Raw genomic sequence first — 20139 nt, forward strand, 5'->3', positions numbered from 1 at the left:
ATCTCCGCGCTATGCTTAACCCCAACTCATTTAATGGATTTATGATTGATGTCGGTATTAAAGAAAAACAGCGCCAGGCAGCGTGACCAGGAGCGTGCGCGTCTCATCTGGCTTCTCACGACCGATAAAGCGGTCACTTCAACGCTATTAGGCAAACTGACCCTGGCTGAGCAATATGATGTCGGCACCTTAGCCGACGATATTGCTGAGGTAGGTACGCTGGTTGCTCATTTACCGCCGCCGGATCTGGCGGATACCCTGGAAGCGCTTCCCTCGGAAGAGCGTCACGCCCTGTGGCGCCTGGTGCAGGATCACGAGCGCGGGCAGGTCCTGCTTGAGGCCTCCGAAAACGTCTGGGACGACCTGATCGACGAGATGAGCGACCGGGACATTCTCGACGCCCTGCAAACCCTGGATATCGACGAGCAGATTTACCTTGTACAACACCTGCCGCGAAACCTGACCGGTCGCCTGCTGGCCTCCTTGCCTGCCGACGAACGTGCGCGGGTGCGTCAGGTAATGCACTACGAGAAAAACAGCGTCGGCGCGATCATGGAGTTCGGCGTTATCACGGTACGTCCTGACGTCACGCTCGGCACCGTGCAGCGCTACCTGCGCCGCCTGGGCAAAATGCCGGATAACACCGATAAACTGTTCGTTACCTCGCGGGACAAAACCCTGCTCGGCGAACTGGAGCTGAAAACCATCCTGCTCAACAGTGCCCAGCAGCGGGTGAGCGAGGTGATGGAAAACGAGCCGATGGTCTTCTCCCCGGAAGACGACGCGGAAAAAGCGGCGCGTACCTTCGAGCGTGATGACCTGGTGAGCGCGGCGGTTGTGGATTCCGTCGGCAAGCTGATGGGCCGTCTGACCATCGATGAGATCGTTGATGTAGTCTATGAAGAAACCGATAACGACCTGCGCGCACTCGGCGGGATTAGTGCGGAAGACGATGTCCACGCGTCTGTGGGCAAGGCGGTGAAAACCCGCTGGGCATGGCTGGCTATCAACCTGTGTACCGCCTTTATTGCCTCCCGGGTGATTGATGGCTTTGAACACACCATTTCGCAGCTGGTGGCGCTGGCCTCGCTGATGCCGATTGTGGCCGGTATTGGCGGTAACACCGGAAACCAGACCATCACCATGATTGTCCGCGCGCTGGCGCTGGAAAATATTCAGCCCGGTAACTTTTCGTGGCTCATTTTTAGAGAGATGGGTGTCGCGCTAATTAACGGCCTGGTGTGGGGCGGGATTATGGGCGGCATCACCTGGTGGCTGTACGACGATATGGCCCTGGGCGGCGTGATGATGCTGGCGATGGTGCTGAACCTGCTGGTAGCGTCGATAATGGGCGTGATTATCCCGCTGACGATGACCAAGCTGGGGCGCGACCCCGCGGTGGGGTCGAGCGTGATGATCACCGCCATCACCGATACCGGCGGTTTCTTTATTTTTCTTGGGCTGGCGACGCTTTTTCTGCTTTAAGCCGACGCTTAATGCGGGCGGGGAGGAGTGCCATAACGATAATCCCGCCCAGCACGCCGATGGCCAGGTTGCCGGTTGATACCGTGGCAGCAACAGTGACCAGCATCACGACGGTTTCCGCAATCGGGGCATTTTTTACCGTTGCAGGCTGAAGGCTATGCCAGCTGAAGGTTTTGATGGCGACAATCGCCATAATCCCCGCCAGCACCGCCATTGGAATTTTTGCCATCACTTCGCTGAGCGCTGTCACCAGGATCAGCAGCACGATGCCCGCCGCAAGGGTTGAAATGCGGCTTCGTCCTTTCCCCATCTCCACGTTGACGATGGTTTGTCCGATCATCGCGCAGCCCGCAATACCGCCATAAAAACCGGCCAGAATATTGCCGACGCCCAGCCCGATGCTCTCACGGCGTTTGCTCGAGGGCGTTACGGTCAGCTCATCCACCAGCTTTGCCGTCAGCAGGGATTCCAGCAGGCCGACGAAGGCGATACTCAAGGCGCACGGCCAGATAATGCTCAGCGTCTGCAAGTTAAGCGGCACCAGCAGCTCGGTAAGCCCCGGCAAACCGCCGCTCATGGAGCCTTCATCGCCGACAGTCGGCAGGATCTGGCCGGTGGTGACGGTGAAAAGGGTTAACAGCACAATCGCAATCAGCGGGGAAGGGACGCTTTTGATATAGCGCGGCACCCACAGCACAATCAGCAGCGTCAGCACGAACAGACCGACAATCAGCGGGCTTCGGCTCCAGAAATGCGGCACCTGAGCGAAGAAGATCAAAATCCCCAGGGCGTTAACAAACCCGGTCATCACCGACTGGGGAATAAAGCGCATCAGCCTTGCCATGCCCAGCACGCCAAACAGAATCTGAATCACGCCCGCCATCAGCACGGCGGGAAGAATGTACTGTACCCCGTGCTGATGCACCATCGGGCCGATGACCAGCGCCACGGAACCGGCCGCTGCCGTGACCATCGCCGGACGACCGCCCAGCACGGACAGGGCCAGGCACAGCACCACGGAGGCGATCAGGCTGACCTTCGGGTCAACGCCCGCCACGACGGAAAATGAGATGACTTCGGGGATCAGCGCCAGAGCGGTAATCACCCCCGCCAGCGTTTCACGCGTCAGTTGTTTAGGGGAGCGCAGTACGCTGGCTACACGGTCTTCTGGGGATACAGCAGAATGGGGTAAGGACATAACAGTTCGCTGGTTAGGGCAGGCTTCCGTGCGCGCGATCACAAAGTGCAGCATAGTAGCCGTAAAAATCCGGCATTTCCAGTTGTCAGGGGTAATCCCTTACAAACAACACATCATTAAATTTCACAATTACAATAATTTCGTAACCTTTAAACAATATTTAAAAGTTGTTACCGTGCCCCCGCAGCTTGTTTCACCTGCACTTTCCACGCATCAAGCACTTTTACACTAAGGCATAAATTATGAAAAAAATGACTGCCATGCTCTTTTCTCTGGCCGTCGGGCTCAACGCCGTCTCAATGGCAGCGAAAGCAGACACACCAAAAGAGCAGGAAACGGACGTCCTTTTAATCGGTGGCGGTATCATGAGCGCCACGCTGGGAACGTATCTTCAGGAATTAGAGCCGAACTGGTCCATGACCATGGTCGAGCGCCTTGATGGCGTGGCGCAAGAGAGCTCTAACGGCTGGAACAACGCCGGTACCGGGCATTCGGCACTCATGGAACTGAACTATACGCCGCAGAAAAAGGACGGTTCCATTAGTATCGAGAAGGCGGTAGAGATCAACGAAGCGTTCCAGATTTCTCGCCAGTTCTGGTCTCACCAGGTCAACAGTGGCGTGATGCACGATCCGCACTCCTTTATTAACACCGTGCCGCACATGAGCTTTGTGTGGGGCGAACAGAACGTTAACTTCCTGCGCGCGCGTTACGCTGCATTGCAGCAGAGCACGCTGTTCCGCGGTATGAAATATTCCGAAGACCACGCGCAGATCAAAGAGTGGGCACCGCTGGTCATGGAAGGTCGTGACCCGAACCAGAAAGTCGCGGCGACTCGTACCGAAATTGGTACCGACGTGAACTACGGCGAAATCACCCGTCAGCTGGTGGCGTTCCTGAAGAAGAAAGAGAACTTCAATCTGCAGCTCAGCACCGAAGTGCGCGGCTTTAAGCGCAACGCGGATAACAGCTGGAGCGTGACCGTTGCCGATCTGAAAAACAATGAAGCCGAGCACGTTATTAAGGCGAAGTTTGTCTTCATCGGTGCGGGCGGCGCGGCGCTGAAGCTGCTGCAGGAGTCCGGTATTCCTGAAGCTGACGACTACGCGGGCTTCCCGGTCGGCGGTCAGTTCCTGGTGTCAGAAAACCCGGAAGTGGTGAATCGCCATCTGGCGAAAGTATACGGTCAGGCTTCCGTGGGCGCGCCACCGATGTCCGTGCCGCACATCGACACCCGTATGCTTGACGGTAAACGCGTGGTGCTGTTCGGACCGTTCGCGACTTTCTCCACCAAGTTCCTGAAAAACGGCTCCCTGTGGGATCTGCTGAGCGCAACCACTACTTCGAACGTGAAGCCGATGATGGACGTCGGTCTGGATAACTTCGATCTGGTGAAATACCTGATTAGCCAGGTGATGCTTTCTGATGAAGAACGCTTCGAGGCGCTGAAAGAGTACTATCCGCAGGCGAAGAAAGAAGACTGGCGTCTGTGGCAGGCGGGTCAGCGCGTGCAGATCATCAAGCGCGATCCGAAAGAGGGCGGCGTGCTGCGTCTGGGTACCGAAGTGGTGAGCGATAAGGATGGCACGATTGCCGCGCTGCTGGGTGCATCACCGGGTGCGTCTACCGCTGCGCCAATCATGCTGCACCTGATGGAAAAAGTGTTTAAAGACAAAGTCGCCAGCCCGGAATGGCAGGCGAAACTGAAAACCATTATTCCATCCTACGGCACGAAGCTGAACGGTAACGTGGATGCGACGGAGCAGGAGCTGGAATACACCAGCCGCGTACTGCAACTGCAGTATGTGAAGCCGCAGGCCGCGGATGCTGCGCCGAAGGCGGAGCTGAAGCCTCAGCCGGAAAACAAACCGGTTGCGGATATTGCGCTGTAAGGTAAAAGCAAAACGGTAACATCTGTTACCGTTTTTAGTGTTTTCTCCCTCTCCCGGTGGGAGAGGGTTGGGGTGAGGGCACCAGAGCGCACCCTTTCCGGGTCGGGTAAGGCGAAGCCGCCACCCGACTTATTTTTAACGTATTACCGCTTGTCCGACGTTCTCTTCTGCCTTCCACACGCGATACTTCACCTCTACGTTTTCCGGCGTATAGATCACGATCGGTAACTTGCTGTTGTAGCGCAGCAGACTGTTGTCGCCCAGATACGCTGTCACAAATTTCTTCTCTTTCTTGCCGTCCGGGCAGGCCATCATGGTGGAGACCGGAGAGGTTACTTTATCAAAGACGTAATAGTCGTAACCCCAGCCTTCCAGCGTTTTGCTTTCCAGCTGACCGCCCAGACGGTGCTGGTTACAGTCCACTTCCAGCGTTTTGCCAATTAACAGTTCCACTTTGTAATTCGCTTCGTCCTGCTGAACTGGCAGCTGGATCACCTGACGCTTCATACCTTTTTCCGCTTGCGGATACGGAGCGACTTTTTCCAGCGGCTGTGCTTTTTGGGCATCACTGGCGAAAGCGCTGGTGCTGACGCACGCGGCGGCGAGAAGTGCGATGGCAAATTTAGGGGCGTTTTTCATTGTCATTCCTTTATGTCAAAACGGTCCTGCACAGATTAACATAATGCATATGAATGAATGGTGATATTTACTCAAACTTTCATTTTATCCAGCGTAATAAACTTGGTTATGGTGATTAATGCAGTTGTTTGTGCTGGTGTGGAGTCTGGCGGGCGTTCGTGTTATTTTAGACCTCATATAATGTTATTCATCTGTAAAAGGGAAGAGAGATGGTTCGTGCAAAACTGAAAACGCCTGAAGGCCGCAAGTTCCTCCTGGCGCTACTGGTCGTGTTTATGATTGCTGCCGCGTGCGTCGGGCGGGCCACCATCGTTGGCGTCATCGAACAGTACAACATTCCTCTCTCCGCCTGGACCACCAGTATGTATGTGCTGCAATCGGCGATGATCTTCGTCTACAGCCTTGTTTTCACCGTGCTGCTTGCCATCCCGCTGGGCATTTTCTTCCTGGGCGGACGTGAAAAACACTGAGCATTCATCTGCTATCAAAAGCCAGCCTGCGGGCTGGCTTTTTTTATATTTGATGATATTTATTCGCATTTCCAGGATATTCTGTGTCGAACGAAGTTGGTCGACATAAAGCAGGAGATGTTCAATGCTATCCCGGTTTGCAACGCTCAACCGGATCCCGAAAGGCGTCTGGGTTGTGGGTGGAGTCAGTATGCTGATGGATATCTCCTCGGAGATCATTCACAGCCTGCTGCCGCTGTTTATGGTCACGACGCTGGGAGCCAGCGTGATTTTCATTGGCTTGATTGAAGGCCTGGCTGAGGCCACCGCGCTGTTTATCAAAGTTTTTTCTGGGGCAATCAGTGACTATCTGGGCAAACGTAAAGGACTGGCGGTGCTGGGCTACGGTCTGGGCGCGCTGAGTAAGCCACTCTTCGCTATCGCCTCTTCGTCGGGCATGATTCTGGGGGCACGCTTAATCGACCGGGTAGGGAAGGGGATCCGTGGCGCGCCGCGCGATGCGCTGGTCGCTGACGTTACGCCGCCGGAACTTCGCGGCGCGGCTTTTGGTCTGCGTCAGTCGATGGACACTATCGGCGCATTCCTCGGGCCACTGCTGGCCGTAGGCTTAATGCTGCTGTGGAACGATGATTTCCGTACTATTTTCTGGATCGCGGTGATACCCGGCGTGCTCGCCGTGGCGCTGCTTTTCTTCGGCCTGCATGAGCCAAAAACGCCCATCGAACATAAACGCACGAATCCCATCAAGAAAGAGAACCTCAGGCGCCTCGGGAAAGGCTGCTGGTGGGTCATTGGCCTCGGCGCCGTCTTCACGCTCGCGCGTTTCAGTGAAGCTTTTCTTGTCCTTCGCGCGCAGCAGTCGGGGGTGCCGCTGGCGCTGATCCCGCTGGTGATGGTTGCCATGAACCTGCTCTATTTCCTTTCAGCCTATCCGTTTGGCAAGCTATCCGACACGATGAGCCACACCCGGCTGCTGCAGTGGGGGCTGGTGGTGCTGATTGGTGCGGACATAGTTCTGGCGCTGAGCACCCACTGGGCCGGCATTATTTTAGGCGTAGCGCTTTGGGGAATTCATATGGGGATGACGCAAGGGTTGCTGGCGGCAATGATTGCTAAAACGGCTCCTGCGGATCTGCGCGGTACCGCCTACGGTATTTTTAGCCTGGTCAGCGGCGTGGGATTATTAGTCGCCAGCCTGGGGGCAGGGGCCATCTGGGAAACGTTTGGCGCGGAGTATACGTTTTATGCCGGGGCGGTGATTTGTCTGGCGACACTGGTGTATCTGAGCAAAACGCCGGATGAGGTGAAATAAAAAAACCAGCCGTAAAAGGCTGGTTTTCAATAGCTCAGCCGGGGGAGGCGCCTATTTTTTCTCAACCCTCTTTGATTGCACTCTATACGACCGTATGCTCTGCAATCGTCAGGTTTTCAGTACCTCCAGTGTCCCGGCACACAACGGAAGGTATCTCCATCAATGGCGACATGGCACACAGACGGGAAGGAGAGGTGTGTTGCCACAAGAGACTCCCGGTTGGCAGCGAGTTCCCGCAAGAGTTGAATCCGCACGCGAGCAGCTTCTTCGGGATAATGATCGAAGCCATTGAACCAGTCAGGATGCTGGAAGCCGACCGGGAATACCGCATCGCCAGCGAACGTTAAGCGTTCACCATGTGATGCCAGACGGACGACGCTATGACCAGGCGTATGACCACCAATACGCATAATGAGAACGCCAGGGGCTACCTCACTCTGGTTCTCGAAAGTTTTCAACTGGCCCCTGTATTCCTGTAAGAACCGTGTTGCCGTTTTCCTGAGTGCTTCCGGGAAACCTGTGGGCATGGATACCTGGGAAAAATCGGGCGATTCCCAGAAGTTAACTTCAGCTCCTGCCACATGAATACGCAGGTCAGGACGCAAACTATTGCGCTAATAGATCAACACGTTATCATCGCGCACTTCGGCCATATGCAAATTGTTGAGCGAAGAACCGGACATCAGGTTGTTAGAGATACCATCAGAGAAGGCACCATTACGAGTATTCCCCGTGGCAGTTCGTCACGCTGGGATATTCATCCCGCATTGAGGCGCGTTACTCAGTAGGATTTCAGATGCGAAATACCTATTGTGCCAATCCGACATCAGCCCCATGCCTGCTATTGGGATATGATGAATGGGTAAAGCTAAGCCATGGGTTGTGTGAGCTTACAGATGTTGTAAATGAAGATATTACAGAGCTTAATAATTTCAATCTTTTGTTTTTATTGCAAATTCCCACATGGGTGCTTTTGAAGGCTATGGGTTAACACTTAGAGATTCTTTTTCGGTAAATTGTGTAAACACCGAGTTTAATTATAGCAAAGATTTCGGCGTATACATGAATGCATGTAAAAAATCATCATTCACTAACACCAGATTTACAAACAATGGTGAAGGTGGTATCTGGATTGGTTGTGATACACAATACGTTGCATTCGCTGGATTTTTTGGGTGAGGGAGGGATCTCGAATGACGGCTCAACCCAAAAATGTGGCATTAATATCGAAGACATCTGCGGAGGTGTTGCGATATAGTCGTCTATATTCGATGGCAACAGCGAAGTTAATATTGGTGTAGACCAAAGCAAGTATAGAGCGCTAGTATGATAGGGAGTTCCAGATATTGTAATTGTTAATCAGGGTGGAACATCTCAGAGGCCATCACCCCTAAAGACAGGTCAGCATTATTACGATACTAACTTAGGCTACCAATATGGTGGAATGCCACCACGGGAAAATGGAAGCGAGCAGATGGCACAAATATATAAACAACACAAATGGTGTAACCGGAATATAATATAATTTATTATTGTTTTGGTTATGGCCCCAATTCAGGGGCCGACATATTAATATGTCTGTTTAGGTATGAGGCTATTTTTTAGTTTGCCCACAAGATACTTAGAAAGTTTAGCTGAAGGCTTTTCAATCATTAAGCGCAAAATTATCGATACTGCTAAGGAAATTAGAATGACTACGAAATATCGTCTCCAGCCTTGAACTTGGGTGTAAACATAAAATAAATTCGAGTATCTATCGCATATATTAATAGTTAATACGTGAGATATATAAAATGAATATGATATATCACCAAGGTATATTAGTGGTTTTGGGTACTTTATTGATCGGCTAAAGTCATAGTGCAAAATTGACACAAAAACTAATAGTGCACCTAACCCACCGTTTATAATCCCATTTCCATATCTAAACATAGAGACAAACATTGCTAACCCCGCACACAATAGAACTGGTGACAATATATTTAAAGTCGGAATCAATCTATTGTATGATTTAGATAAAAATAACTCAGCAATAACCATCCCAATTATGAAGTCAAAAACCAGTGGGTTAGCCATAAATGAAAGGTTTCTAAACAAAGAATCATCTTTTAAATATACATTTTGAGCATCAAATGATATTGTCCCAGAATTTGATAATTGCAATGATACTAACAATACAATTATAATTGTAGAGCAGACTAAAGTTCTGTGCCGGGAACTGAAAAACAAAGAAATTGCAAATGTAGTGTAAAAATACATTTCATAAGTTAAAGTCCAGGCAGGAATCAGTAAACTAAAACCATATGCCGGAGAGAACTCAGAAGGGTTAAGCGGTATTAAAAATATACTTTTTAATATTTGCAAGCTATCAAGCGCCTTCCCTGACATTATTTGGTCGTAGTAACCTACGAGTAATAAATATGATAACAGGCAAAATAAATAAACTGGAAATATTCTTAATACTCTTTTAATGGAAAAGTCGATTGCTCTTACTTTACCAGATGTAATATTACCTTGTGTAGTATATACAATTATAAATCCACTTATAAAGAAAAAAAGATCAACACCAAATGGTGAGTTTGAAATAAATATATTAAAAAAATCAGTTGATGGAACCATTGGAGAAATAATTATCGCAAAATGCGATAGAACCACCAGGGAGACGGCAAAACCACGAAGTGTCTGTATCCCCTCCAGGGATTTAGTTTTTGAATGAAGCCTTTCCACGAATAAATCCTTTTGATGATTTAATGTTTCGTAATTTATCGGAGTTTACCATCTAACACCAATCTGATCAGCACTTGATCATCCTCAGTGCCTCCTGTGCTGTGCATGCATACAGATAAATCGGAGATTCATCATGGGATCGCCGAGGCCAGCACGAGACTACGTTGAGCAACGCATATCTCTCGACAAGCTCATCATGACCAGACCCTCGGCAACTTACTGCATGCGGGCAGGAGCGACGCATTACCGTGAAGGTATCCTGAGCGGCGCTCTGCTGGTCGTAGATGCATCACTGCAACCATGAGATGGCTAACTGCTGGTATGTCGTATGGATGGTGAGATGCGGATAAAATGGTATCGCACTCATCCACAGGCTCAATCGGAGGATTTGGAGTCAGGAAGAAGGGAGTCTGTACCAGCACATGAAGATTGGGTGAATGGAGCACTACCCATATTCGGGGTGATCACTTACATCATCAACGATGCGCGAACTGGTAAGTTTGATGATTGTCCGGTGATGTGAATAGCATGTTTAACCACCATTTCACCATGCAATTTTCAGAGCATAAAAAAACCAGCCATAAGAGGCTGGTTTTCAATGTGATTTTGGTCGGCACGAGAGGATTTGAACCTCCGACCCCCGACACCCCATGACGGTGCGCTACCAGGCTGCGCTACGTGCCGACGCATAAAAAGAATACTACTCGATTCCGTTTTGAATGCAAGGGAATCTGTCGCTAACTGGTTTATTATTAATCAGTTAGCGATAAAACGCTTCTCATCCGTCAGGACCTGCAGCAGCAGGCTCAACTGCGGTTTCTGGTCTTTCAACCGCTCGCCCTGCAGATTATAGGTCTGATAGTTCCCGTTGCTGTTCAGCACCAGCGTCAGCTTCGGCGTGGTCACCACCAGCGTGTTACCCCCCGCTGCCGTCACCCAGTTATGGCGGCGCGTGGCGCTGAAGAGATCCTGCCCCTGCGAATACTCGTTTGCTGGCGTGCTGACATGCAGCAGGCGCTGCATCAGGGTCGTCATCACGTCTTTATGCTCGGTAAGCATGTTAACGCGCTGCGCTGGGGTGCCAGGCCAGTGGATCACCAGCGGGACGTGCAGGTTCGGACGTGACCAGCTCATGCTCTTCGTCTCGTCGCCTAGCGGCACGCCATGGCCCGCGGTCACAATCACGACGGTGTTATCAAGCTTGCCGGATTCGCGTAGTGCATCAAGCACGCGGCCAATTTGCGCGTCGACATCACTGGCCGCGCGGCTGTAGCGGCGTGCAAAGCCAGCCTGGTTGCTGTCGCCGAGTGTTGTGCCGTTAAAGGCCACCCACGAGAACCAGCGGTTATCTTCCTGCGCGTAGCGCTGCAGCCAGTTAATCCACTGGTTTGCGGTCTGGGTATCAGACTGGCTCTGCGCGGCAGGCAGTGAGAAATCAGAGAGCAGCGCCTGGCGGTACAGTGAACTGTTGAAACCGTCCGATGAGAACAGCCCTAACTGGTAGCCCTGCTGATTAAGCCCGGTGATCAGCGCCGCAGGAATACGGGCTGACAGTACGCCATCCATGTAACCGGCAGAAATTCCATAGAACAGGCCAAAAATACCTGCATCCGTTGAGTTACCGGAACTCATATGCTGGGTAAACGACACGTTCTTGCTGGCAAAATCAGCCAGCGCAGGCATCTGCTTCTCGTAACGAGAATAGTTGAGGCCATCAACGGTGATCAGCAGGACGTTTTGTCCGCGACCCATATCGCGATAGCGCAGATCGCTCAGTGGATACTGAACGCTGACCGCTTCCGGATTCCCCTGTTCTACCAGACGGCGCTGAAACTCCTGCGCATCAAGCAGACCGTGTTTCTCCAGGAAACGACGGGCCGTCATCGGGTAAGAGAGCGGCAGGTTAGCGCGCTGCATGGTGATCGGGCGATAGAAGTTCGCATCCGCCCAGATATACATGATGTGCGAACTGATAAATGAGACAAAAAAGAGCGCGGCGACGGGCTTCGCGTAATGGCGGCGTCGGGTCAGGCTGCGGAGCTTTTGCCAGCTCCAGGTGGCAAACAGCATCTCAATCAACAGGATCACCGGGACGCTGATGAACATGAGCTGCCAGTCGCGGGCCGTTTCGTTCTGATCAGGGTTAATCACCAGTTCCCAGACGATGGGGTTAAGGTGCAGGTGGAAGCGGGTGAACACTTCACTGTCGATAAGCAGCAGCGTCATTCCTGTTGTCGCAAGGATAGCGGAAAGGAACCGCATCAGACGCTGCGACATGACGATAAACGTCAGAGGGAAAAGGATCAGCAAATAGGTGGCGAATACCAAAAAGCTAAAGTGACCCACAACGCTCATCCAGGAGTAGACACGCCCGGTTAGCGTTGTTGGCCAGTCTGCGACAAACAGATAACGACAGCCAATCACCGTCGCTAACAGAATGTTAAACAGGGCAAACCAGTGTCCCCAGCTGACCATCTGGGAGACTTTTTCACGGTAGCGCTGACGATTCGTCACCATAAACTGTTGTTCGTTTCCCTTAATGGGCCTGGTCGTTGCTGACGGATGACTGTAAGGCCTGGGCGAAAGATTTGGCGATCGCCTGACGCTGAGCCGGAGCAACGCTGGTGTTGATAAGGTTGGTGACCATATTTCCCAAAACCATCAGGGAGAGATCGGTCGGCGTTTTATGTTTTTCCAGTACGTTGACCAGCTCACTGAGCAATTGTTCAACGTGTTCATCACTGTAGCGGGAATGTTGTGGCATAAATCAAAATCAGTTTGTTGATGAAAGGGCAACATATTACCGTAGCAACAGCTTTTTTTCCCCTTTTTTATCTGTTGTTGCACACATGTCCTGGTGGTGGTTGAATACCGCCCGGTCTAAAAGGAGAGTTTATCATGAGTCTGGAAATCAACCAGATTGCCTTGCACCAGCTTATCAAGCGTGATGAGCAAACCCTTGAAGTGGTGCTACGCGATTCGTTACTGGAACCCACGGCAACCGTTGTGGAAATGATGGCAGAGCTGCATCGCGTCTACAGCGCCAAAAATAAAGCCTATGGCCTGTTCAGCGAAGAGAGTGAGCTGGCTGACAGCCTGCGCCTGCAGCGTCAGGGCGAAGAGGATTTCCTGGCGTTTAGCCGTGCCGCAACCGGGCGTCTGCGCGACGAGCTGGCGAAATATCCCTTCGCCGACGGCGGTATCGTCCTGTTCTGCCACTATCGCTACCTGGCGGTCGAGTATCTGCTGGTGAGCGTGCTGAATAACTTAAGCAGCATGCGCGTGAACGAGCAGCTGGATATCAGCTCAACGCACTATCTGGATATCAACCATGCGGATATCGTGGCGCGCATTGATTTAACCGAGTGGGAAACCAACCCGGAGTCGACTCGCTACCTGACCTTCCTGAAAGGGCGCGTGGGCCGCAAAGTGGCGGATTTCTTTATGGACTTCCTCGGCGCCAGCGAAGGCCTGAACGCCAAAGCGCAGAACAAAGGACTGCTGCAGGCCGTTGATGACTTCACGGCGGAAGCGCAGCTCGATAAATCCGAGCGTCAGACCGTGCGTCAGCAGGTTTACAGCTACTGTAACGAGCAGCTGCAGGCCGGCGAAGAGATTGAACTGGAGTCGCTGTCAAAAGAGCTGGCGGGCGTCAGCGAGGTCAGCTTCCAGGAATTCACCGCAGAGAAGGGCTATGAACTTGAGGAGAGCTTCCCGGCGGATCGCAGTACGCTGCGCCAGCTCACTAAGTTTGCCGGCAGCGGCGGTGGGCTAACCATCAACTTCGACGCCATGCTGCTGGGGGAACGCATCTTCTGGGATCCGGCTACCGATACGCTGACCATCAAAGGCACGCCGCCGAACCTGCGCGATCAGCTTCAGCGTCGCACGTCTGGCGGTAAATAGCAGCCATAAAAAAACCCCGCCGAAGCGGGGTTTTTCTCGACAGGTTTGCGATTACGCGCGAACGAAGTCGATGTGAGTCAGTTTTGGCTTGAACGCGTGACGCTGAACAGCCTGAACCTTCACTTTTTCTTCTTTACCGCCAACAACGATGGTCAGAACTTCGCTGTAGAATTCAGCTTTGGTCTGCAGGTTCCACACTTTGTCGTGATCCAGTTCGATAGAAACTGGAGCAGCTTCGCCACCGTAAACGATAGCCGGGAACTTGTTAGCGTTACGCAGGCGGCGGCTCGCACCCTTACCCTGCACGTTACGTACTTCTGCTTCGATAGTGAACATTGATTTCTCTCTGTATTTAAAACCCTACTACAGGCGACCCAGCAGCAGGTGAGTGTTCTGCCTCACGGATGTGAAGCGGGCGGCATTTTATACTCAAATGCCCCTCACATCAATGAAAAGTCCGCTAACCGCGCAATTCATTTGCCCGGCGGAAGCGTCCTTCATAGTCAAAGACCTTTTCGCGAACCTGCCAGAACTGACCTTTTTTTCGGGCGACAACAAAATCCGGATGGCGCAGCAGCACCTGCTGATGCACGATATCCGCTACGGTTATCCAGCGCAGCGGAACGCCCGGCGTGCGGGTATGTGGGCGGATAAACAGCTGCTCAAAAGCCGTGCGCTGGGCAGGCGTCTGGACCCGGAACCGTTCGCTGACGTCAGCGCCATCTTCGTCGTAATAGGTAATTTTCAGCCACTCGCCTTTTTCATCCGCGCTGGGCTGCAGCGCCATGCCGGAACAGCGCAGCACCAGCGCATCCTTCAGCTTCAGCGCCGCTTTCAGCATGTCGTCCGGGTCGACCAGTACCGTGTCGCACTCACGGCAGCGGCGGGCGGCAATGTCATTTTCGGCGTTGCACTGCGGACAGTTTTTGAAGCGGAAACGGAAATCGCACTGCTCGCGATGCCCGTCATCATCTTCAAACCAGCCCTGGCAGCGGCGGCCGAAGTGTTCAATCAGCGTGCCGTCGGCGGTGGTTTTTCCCCAGAAGGTGTTGGCAAACCCGCAGGCCGGGCAGAAAACCTGCACCGGCACGTTGTCGCTTTTGCCTTTTGGCGCGCCCACTTCCGGGGAGTAGAGATCGTGCGGGTTACCGGCATAATCCAGTATCAGGCAGTCGGTTTTGCCCGGCGCCAGGCGTAGTCCGCGTCCGACAATCTGCTGATACAGGCTGACGGATTCCGTCGGGCGCAAAATCGCAATCAGGTCGACGTGCGGGGCGTCAAATCCGGTGGTTAAGACCGAGACGTTGACCAGATAGCGAAACTGCTGCGCTTTGAACGCTTCAATCAGCCTGTCGCGCTCCGGGCCGGGCGTTTCGCCGGTGATCAGCGCCGCGTCGTCGGCGGGCAGCAATCCGGTGATCTCACGCGCGTGCTCGACGGTCGCGGCAAAGATCATCACCCCTTTGCGCGTCGCGGCAAATTCCTCAATCTGGCTGATGATGTGCGGCGTAATGCGCTTTTGCTTTTTCAGCTCCTGATTAAGATCGGCCTCGCTGAATAATCCGTTGCTCTGCGCCTGTAAGCGGCTGAAATCATATTGCACTACCGGCATATCCAGCCGCTCTGGCGGGGTCAGGTAGCCGTGCTTAATCATGTAGCGCAGCGGAAGTTCATAGATACAGTCGCTGAACAGCGCCTTCTCATCGCCGCGCACCATGCCGTGATAGTGAAAACGGTAGATCCAGCCTTTACCCAGACGAAACGGCGTGGCGGTCAGGCCGAGCAGGCGTAAGTGAGGGTTCACCTCTTTCAGGTGAGTGAGGATTTGCTGATACTGGCTGTCGTCTTCATCGCTGATGCGGTGGCACTCATCAACAATCAGCAGCGAAAACTCGCTGCGAAACAGGTCCAGATTACGTGCAACCGACTGCACGCTGCCGAAGACCACTTTGCCGTGGCTCTCTTTACGCTTTAACCCGGCGGCAAAAATGTCGGCCTCCAGTCCAAGCGCGCAATATTTGGCATGGTTTTGCGCCACCAGCTCTTTGACGTGAGCCAGCACCAGCACGCGACCGCGCGCCAGGCGGGCCAGCTCGGCGATGACCAGGCTTTTGCCTGCGCCGGTCGGCAGCACAATCGCCGCTGGCTCGCGGTGTTTACGGAACCAGGCGAGGGTGGCGTCGACGGCTTCCTGCTGATAGGGACGAAGTGTAAAAGTCATGGGGTCTCGGTTTCGTTATTCCGCGTATAGTATGCCACGAAACTTTTTCCCTTGAGTGGCGCAACCAGACCATTATACTGAACCGTTCCTGACCGCTTCTTTTTTCGGACGCACGGTCCGACTTCCAGCACCATTAAGGCTAAAAAGATTTCATGCGACTTGATAAGTTTATCGCTCAGCAACTCGGCGTAAGCCGCGCTATTGCCGGGCGCGAAATTCGTGCCAACCGCGTTACCGTGGACGGCGAGATTGTGAGAGACAGCGCGTTCAAACTCCAGCCCGATCATCAGGTTGAGTACGACGGTAATCCGCTGACCCAGCAGCACGGTCCGCGCTATTTCATGCTTAATAAGCCGGAAGGCTATGTCTGCTCAACGGACGATCCGGATCACCCAACGGTGCTCTATTTCCTCGACGAGCCGGTAGCGCACAAGCTGCACGCTGCGGGGCGCCTCGACATCGACACCACCGGGCTGGTGCTGATGACCGACGACGGACAGTGGTCTCATCGCATCACTTCCCCGCGTCACCACTGCGAGAAAACCTATCTGGTCACGCTGGAGTCACCGGTTTCTGATGACACGGCAGAGCAATTCGCAAAAGGCGTTCAGCTGCATAATGAAAAAGATCTGACCAAACCGGCGGTGCTTGAAGTGATCACCCCGACGGAGGTCCGTCTGACCATCAGCGAAGGGCGCTACCATCAGGTCAAACGGATGTTTGCCGCCGTGGGGAACCACGTCGTGGGCCTGCACCGTGAACGTATCGGCGCGATCGCCCTCGATCCCGACCTGGCGCCCGGTGAATACCGCCCGCTGACGGAAGAAGAGATCGCCAGCGTCGGTCTGCCTTCGCATTAATTTCAGGAGAACCCTGTGACCACCAGGCCACACTCGTCGTTCAAAATCGTCTTCATTCTTGGCCTGCTGGCGATGTTGATGCCGCTGTCTATTGACATGTATCTGCCTGCGCTGCCGGTGATTTCCGCGCAGTTTGGCGTACCGGCAGGCAGCGCGCAGATGACGCTCAGCACCTATATTCTCGGTTTCGCGCTCGGACAGCTGTTGTATGGCCCGATGGCGGACAGCCTGGGGCGTAAGCCGGTGATTCTGGGCGGGACGCTGGTCTTTGCGGCCGCAGCGGTCGCCTGTGCGCTGGCGCAGAGTATCGATCAGCTGATCGTCATGCGCTTCCTGCACGGGCTGGCCGCCGCTGCCGCGAGCGTGGTGATCAACGCGCTGATGCGTGATATCTACCCGAAAGAAGAGTTCTCCCGCATGATGTCGTTTGTCATGCTGGTGACGACAATTGCGCCGCTGGTGGCACCGATGGCCGGTGGTGCGGTGCTGGTGTGGTTTAGCTGGCACGCGATTTTCTGGATCCTGGCGCTGGCCGCGCTGCTGGCCTCGGCAATGATTTTCTTCTTTATTGATGAAACCTTGCCCGTCGAGCGCCGCCAGAAATTTCATATTCGAACCACGATAGGCAACTTCGCGTCGCTGTTTCGCCATAAGCGGGTGTTGAGCTACATGCTGGCGAGCGGGTTCAGCTTCGCCGGGATGTTCTCCTTCCTGAGCGCCGGGCCGTTTGTCTATATTGAACTGAACCACGTTTCGCCGCAGCACTTTGGCTATTACTTTGCGCTCAATATTGTCTTCCTGTTTGTGCTGACCATCATTAACAGCCGCTTTGTCCGGCGGGTGGGGGCGCTGAACATGTTCCGCGCCGGGCTGTGGATCCAGTTTGTGATGGCGGTCTGGCTGGTGGTGAGCGCGTTCCTGGACGTGGGCTTCTGGGCGCTGGTGATCGGCGTGGCGGCCTTTGTTGGCTGCGTGTCGATGATCTCGTCAAATGCAATGGCGGTGATCCTCGATGAGTTCCCGCACATGGCGGGGACCGCTTCGTCACTGGCTGGAACTTTCCGCTTTGGGATTGGCGCCATCGTCGGGGCGCTGCTGTCTATGGCGACATTCAGCACGGCCTGGCCAATGCTGTGGGCGATGGCTTTTTGCGCAACCAGCTCTGTACTCTTCTGCCTTTACGCCAGTCGACCGCGAAAAGCGGCCCACTAAAACACAGAGAAGGCCCGGCAGGGCCTTTTTTGTTGACGCATATCAACCAAACCCTCGTTCGTTTATCCCGTGTTTGTTTATTTTATGTAAAATCTATTTATGTAAAAAGTCACATCATTGTATTCAAAAAGGTTGAGTTAGATCGCAGAAACGGGTACATATAGCGCCGACGCGAGCCTGAATACCGATAAAAAAGCGCTGAATAGTGCAGGTTGGCGATGATGTGTTACTATAAATGTAAATAAATTGTGAAGTAAATTTTGCTTCCGGGGAACGAACGTGAATACATTACAACTCTCCATTGTCCATCGCTTGCCCCAGAGCTATCGCTGGTCGGCGGGTTTTGCAGGTTCGAAAGTTGAACCGATTCCGCAAAGCGTCGCAGGCTGTGAGAATTGCCTGGTGGCGCTCAAGCTGCTGAGCCCGAGCGATGAAAATGCATGGCGGGTGATGGAGCGTCTCAGCCAGGCCCTGACGGATATCGAAGTGGACAGCTCCGTACTGGAGTGTGAAGGGGAGCCGTGCCTGTTTGTCAAAAGCCAGGACGAGTTTGCCGCGACCTGCCGCCTGAAAAACTTCGGCGTTGCGATTGCTGAGCCTTTCTCCGGCCAGTACCCGTTTTAAGCGCTAGTCTGCCGCCAGCAGCTGGCGCGTGTAGTTCTGCGTTGGCGCAGTAAAGACGCGCTGGCAATCACCCTGTTCGACCACCTCACCCTGCCGCAACACAATCACCTGATGGCATAGCGCCCGAACCACCTGAAGATCATGGCTGATAAAGATATAGGCCAGCCGGTGCTTTTCCTGTAGCCCTTTCAGTAGCGCCAGGATCTGCGCCTGGACGGTTCTGTCCAGAGACGAGGTCGGTTCATCCAGAATAATCAGCTCCGGTTTCAGGATCAGCGCGCGGGCAATGGCGATACGCTGGCGCTGGCCGCCGGAAAATTCCGCAGGATATCGGTGGCGGGTGTCGGGATCTAAGCCCACTTCCGCCATCACCCGCATGACCTCCTGTTCCCGCTGTTGTGCGCTCAGTCCAGCCTGGTGAACGCGCAGACCCTCTTCGATAATCTGTAACACGCTGAGGCGCGGGTTAAGCGAGGAGTTGGGATCCTGAAACACCACCTGCATGCGCGGGCGAACGGGCAGCATCTGGCGGCGGTTCCAGCGGTGCAGCGGCATATCATCAAACAGGATCTCGCCCTGAGAGGCAATTAAGCGCAGCAGCGCCAGGCCGGTGGTGCTTTTACCGGAACCAGATTCGCCCACCAGCCCCAGGGATTCCCCCGGGCGCAGCGAGAAGCGGATATTTTTCAGCACCGGGTTCTGGTCAACGATGCGCCGCAGAACGCCTTTACGGATTGGGAACGAGACGGATAAATCTTCAACGCGCAGCAGCGGTGTGCTGTCAGCCGCGAGCGGAACCGGGTCTCCAGAAGGCTCGCTGTCGAGCAGGCGCTGCGTATAGGGATGCTGCGGCGCGTTCAGCAGCGTGGAGGCGGTATTCTGTTCAACGCACCGTCCGTTTTGCATGACCGCGACGCTGTCGGCCAGCTTTCTGACGATGCTCAGGTTGTGCGTGATAAACAGCAGGCTCATGTTCAGCTCGTCACGCAACTCACGCAATAGCGTCAGAATTTGCGCTTGTACCGTCACGTCCAGCGCCGTCGTTGGTTCGTCGGCAATTAACAGTTCGGGGCGCGTGAGCAGGGCCATGGCTATCATCACCCGCTGACGTTCACCGCCAGAAAGCTGATGCGGAAAATCATTCAGCCGTTTAGCCGCATTGCGTATGCCTGTTCGTTCCAGACAATCCAGAATTTCGCCTCGCGCGGCCTCTTTGCGCATACCCCGGTGCAGAGAGAGCACTTCATAGAGCTGTTTTTCCAGGGTATGCAGCGGGTTAAGGGAAACCATGGGCTCCTGAAAGATCATAGCAATCTTATTGCCGCGAATACCGCGCAGGGTATGTTCATCAGCGTGCAGCAGCGAACGGTCGTGGAACAGAATATCCCCTTGCGGATAACTCACGGGCGGGGAGGGCAGCAGACGCAAAATGGAGAGCGCCGAGACGCTCTTGCCTGAGCCGGATTCCCCCACCAGCGCCAGCGTTTCACCGCGCTGGATCTGCAGCGACAGGTCAGTGACCACGGTCCGCGACTCACCCTGCTTCGAGAAGGCAATCGACAGGTTTTCAATACTGAGAAGAGGCTGCGTCAT

General features: G+C 53.8%; 19 protein-coding genes, 1 tRNA gene and 1 pseudogene. 11 read left to right on the forward strand and 10 right to left on the reverse strand.

Annotated features, from left to right (window positions below; genetic code table 11):
* Nucleotides 1-48 precede the first annotated feature (48 nt).
* Complete coding sequence (gene mgtE, locus ACWKXT_RS08870; protein WP_454532230.1) at nucleotides 49-1485, forward strand: magnesium transporter; 1437 nt, start codon at nucleotides 49-51, stop codon at nucleotides 1483-1485.
* Here the strand turns inward: mgtE and ACWKXT_RS08875 are convergent.
* Complete coding sequence (locus ACWKXT_RS08875) at nucleotides 1448-2737, reverse strand: SulP family inorganic anion transporter (RefSeq protein ID WP_454528477.1); 1290 nt, start codon at nucleotides 2735-2737, stop codon at nucleotides 1448-1450. The two genes, mgtE and ACWKXT_RS08875, sit on opposite strands and share 38 nt — an antisense overlap.
* A gap of 188 nt (nucleotides 2738-2925) precedes the next feature.
* Between ACWKXT_RS08875 and mqo the strand changes: the two genes are divergently transcribed.
* Nucleotides 2926-4575 (forward strand): malate dehydrogenase (quinone), encoded by a 1650-nt coding sequence (gene mqo / locus ACWKXT_RS08880; protein ID WP_454532231.1) that lies wholly within the window; start codon nucleotides 2926-2928, stop codon nucleotides 4573-4575.
* Between the two features lie 135 nt (nucleotides 4576-4710).
* Here mqo and eco read toward each other — a convergent pair whose 3' ends face one another.
* The gene (gene eco / locus ACWKXT_RS08885) at nucleotides 4711-5214 is read right to left on the reverse strand and encodes a serine protease inhibitor ecotin (protein ID WP_454528479.1); all 504 of its coding nucleotides are present in this window, start codon (nucleotides 5212-5214) and stop codon (nucleotides 4711-4713) included.
* Nucleotides 5215-5423: 209 nt separating this feature from the next.
* Here eco and ACWKXT_RS08890 point away from each other — a divergent pair, with 209 nt between their 5' ends.
* Both ACWKXT_RS08890 and ACWKXT_RS08895 read left to right on the forward strand, forming a co-directional pair.
* Complete coding sequence (locus ACWKXT_RS08890; protein ID WP_008500962.1) at nucleotides 5424-5684, forward strand: DUF2534 family protein; 261 nt, start codon at nucleotides 5424-5426, stop codon at nucleotides 5682-5684.
* A 124-nt stretch (nucleotides 5685-5808) separates the two neighbouring features.
* Entirely contained in the window at nucleotides 5809-6996 is a 1188-nt protein-coding gene (locus ACWKXT_RS08895) for an MFS transporter (RefSeq protein ID WP_454532232.1), read from the forward strand.
* A 116-nt stretch (nucleotides 6997-7112) separates the two neighbouring features.
* Here the strand turns inward: ACWKXT_RS08895 and ACWKXT_RS08900 are convergent, their stop codons facing one another.
* Nucleotides 7113-7523, reverse strand: a complete 411-nt coding sequence (locus ACWKXT_RS08900) for an MBL fold metallo-hydrolase (protein ID WP_454532484.1) — start codon at nucleotides 7521-7523, stop codon at nucleotides 7113-7115.
* 269 nt (nucleotides 7524-7792) lie between these two features.
* Between ACWKXT_RS08900 and ACWKXT_RS08905 the strand changes: the two genes are divergently transcribed.
* Together ACWKXT_RS08905 and ACWKXT_RS08910 are read left to right on the forward strand one after the other, a co-directional pair.
* A complete protein-coding gene (locus tag ACWKXT_RS08905) occupies nucleotides 7793-7987 on the forward strand; it encodes a hypothetical protein (protein ID WP_454532494.1) in 195 nt (64 codons plus the stop codon).
* Complete coding sequence (locus tag ACWKXT_RS08910) at nucleotides 7960-8175, forward strand: right-handed parallel beta-helix repeat-containing protein (RefSeq protein WP_454532233.1); 216 nt, start codon at nucleotides 7960-7962, stop codon at nucleotides 8173-8175. Before ACWKXT_RS08905 ends, ACWKXT_RS08910 begins: the two co-directional genes overlap by 28 nt.
* 390 nt (nucleotides 8176-8565) lie before the next feature.
* Here ACWKXT_RS08910 and ACWKXT_RS08915 read toward each other — a convergent pair whose 3' ends face one another.
* Complete coding sequence (locus tag ACWKXT_RS08915; protein ID WP_454532234.1) at nucleotides 8566-9723, reverse strand: acyltransferase family protein; 1158 nt, start codon at nucleotides 9721-9723, stop codon at nucleotides 8566-8568.
* Nucleotides 9724-9856: 133 nt separating this feature from the next.
* Here ACWKXT_RS08915 and ACWKXT_RS08920 point away from each other — a divergent pair.
* Nucleotides 9857-10246, forward strand: a pseudogene (locus ACWKXT_RS08920) (HumD family translesion DNA polymerase).
* An 84-nt stretch (nucleotides 10247-10330) separates the two neighbouring features.
* Here the strand turns inward: ACWKXT_RS08920 and ACWKXT_RS08925 are convergent.
* The 3 genes from ACWKXT_RS08925 to ACWKXT_RS08935 all read right to left on the reverse strand — a co-directional run bounded on the left by ACWKXT_RS08925 (nucleotide 10331) and on the right by ACWKXT_RS08935 (nucleotide 12487).
* Nucleotides 10331-10407: transfer RNA gene (locus ACWKXT_RS08925), tRNA-Pro, on the reverse strand.
* A gap of 72 nt (nucleotides 10408-10479) precedes the next feature.
* The gene (yejM, locus tag ACWKXT_RS08930) at nucleotides 10480-12240 is read right to left on the reverse strand and encodes an LPS biosynthesis-modulating metalloenzyme YejM (RefSeq protein ID WP_454528485.1); all 1761 of its coding nucleotides are present in this window, start codon (nucleotides 12238-12240) and stop codon (nucleotides 10480-10482) included.
* Between the two features lie 19 nt (nucleotides 12241-12259).
* Nucleotides 12260-12487, reverse strand: coding sequence for a YejL family protein (locus ACWKXT_RS08935; RefSeq protein ID WP_014884596.1), 228 nt, complete (start codon nucleotides 12485-12487; stop codon nucleotides 12260-12262).
* Between the two features lie 134 nt (nucleotides 12488-12621).
* Here ACWKXT_RS08935 and yejK point away from each other — a divergent pair, with 134 nt between their 5' ends.
* Complete coding sequence (gene yejK / locus ACWKXT_RS08940) at nucleotides 12622-13629, forward strand: nucleoid-associated protein YejK (RefSeq protein ID WP_032641831.1); 1008 nt, start codon at nucleotides 12622-12624, stop codon at nucleotides 13627-13629.
* Between the two features lie 51 nt (nucleotides 13630-13680).
* Here yejK and rplY read toward each other — a convergent pair whose 3' ends face one another.
* Both rplY and ACWKXT_RS08950 read right to left on the reverse strand, forming a co-directional pair.
* Entirely contained in the window at nucleotides 13681-13965 is a 285-nt protein-coding gene (gene rplY / locus ACWKXT_RS08945) for a 50S ribosomal protein L25 (protein WP_080328590.1), read from the reverse strand.
* 124 nt (nucleotides 13966-14089) lie between these two features.
* Complete coding sequence (locus ACWKXT_RS08950) at nucleotides 14090-15850, reverse strand: DEAD/DEAH box helicase (RefSeq protein ID WP_454532235.1); 1761 nt, start codon at nucleotides 15848-15850, stop codon at nucleotides 14090-14092.
* A gap of 152 nt (nucleotides 15851-16002) precedes the next feature.
* Here ACWKXT_RS08950 and rsuA point away from each other — a divergent pair, with 152 nt between their 5' ends.
* The 3 genes from rsuA (at nucleotide 16003) to ACWKXT_RS08965 (ending at nucleotide 18546) form a co-directional block, all read left to right on the forward strand.
* Entirely contained in the window at nucleotides 16003-16710 is a 708-nt protein-coding gene (gene rsuA, locus ACWKXT_RS08955) for a 16S rRNA pseudouridine(516) synthase RsuA (RefSeq protein WP_454528487.1), read from the forward strand.
* 15 nt (nucleotides 16711-16725) lie between these two features.
* Nucleotides 16726-17922, forward strand: coding sequence for a Bcr/CflA family multidrug efflux MFS transporter (locus tag ACWKXT_RS08960; protein WP_454528488.1), 1197 nt, complete (start codon nucleotides 16726-16728; stop codon nucleotides 17920-17922).
* Between the two features lie 279 nt (nucleotides 17923-18201).
* On the forward strand, nucleotides 18202-18546 hold the full coding sequence (locus tag ACWKXT_RS08965) for a YejG family protein (RefSeq protein WP_028013883.1): 345 nt from the start codon (nucleotides 18202-18204) through the stop codon (nucleotides 18544-18546).
* Nucleotides 18547-18549: 3 nt separating this feature from the next.
* Here ACWKXT_RS08965 and yejF read toward each other — a convergent pair whose 3' ends face one another.
* Nucleotides 18550-20139: a microcin C ABC transporter ATP-binding protein YejF gene (gene yejF / locus ACWKXT_RS08970; protein WP_454532236.1), complete on the reverse strand. Its 1590-nt coding sequence runs from the start codon at nucleotides 20137-20139 to the stop codon at nucleotides 18550-18552.

The sequence above is a fragment of the Enterobacter sp. UPMP701 genome (assembly GCF_053709515.1).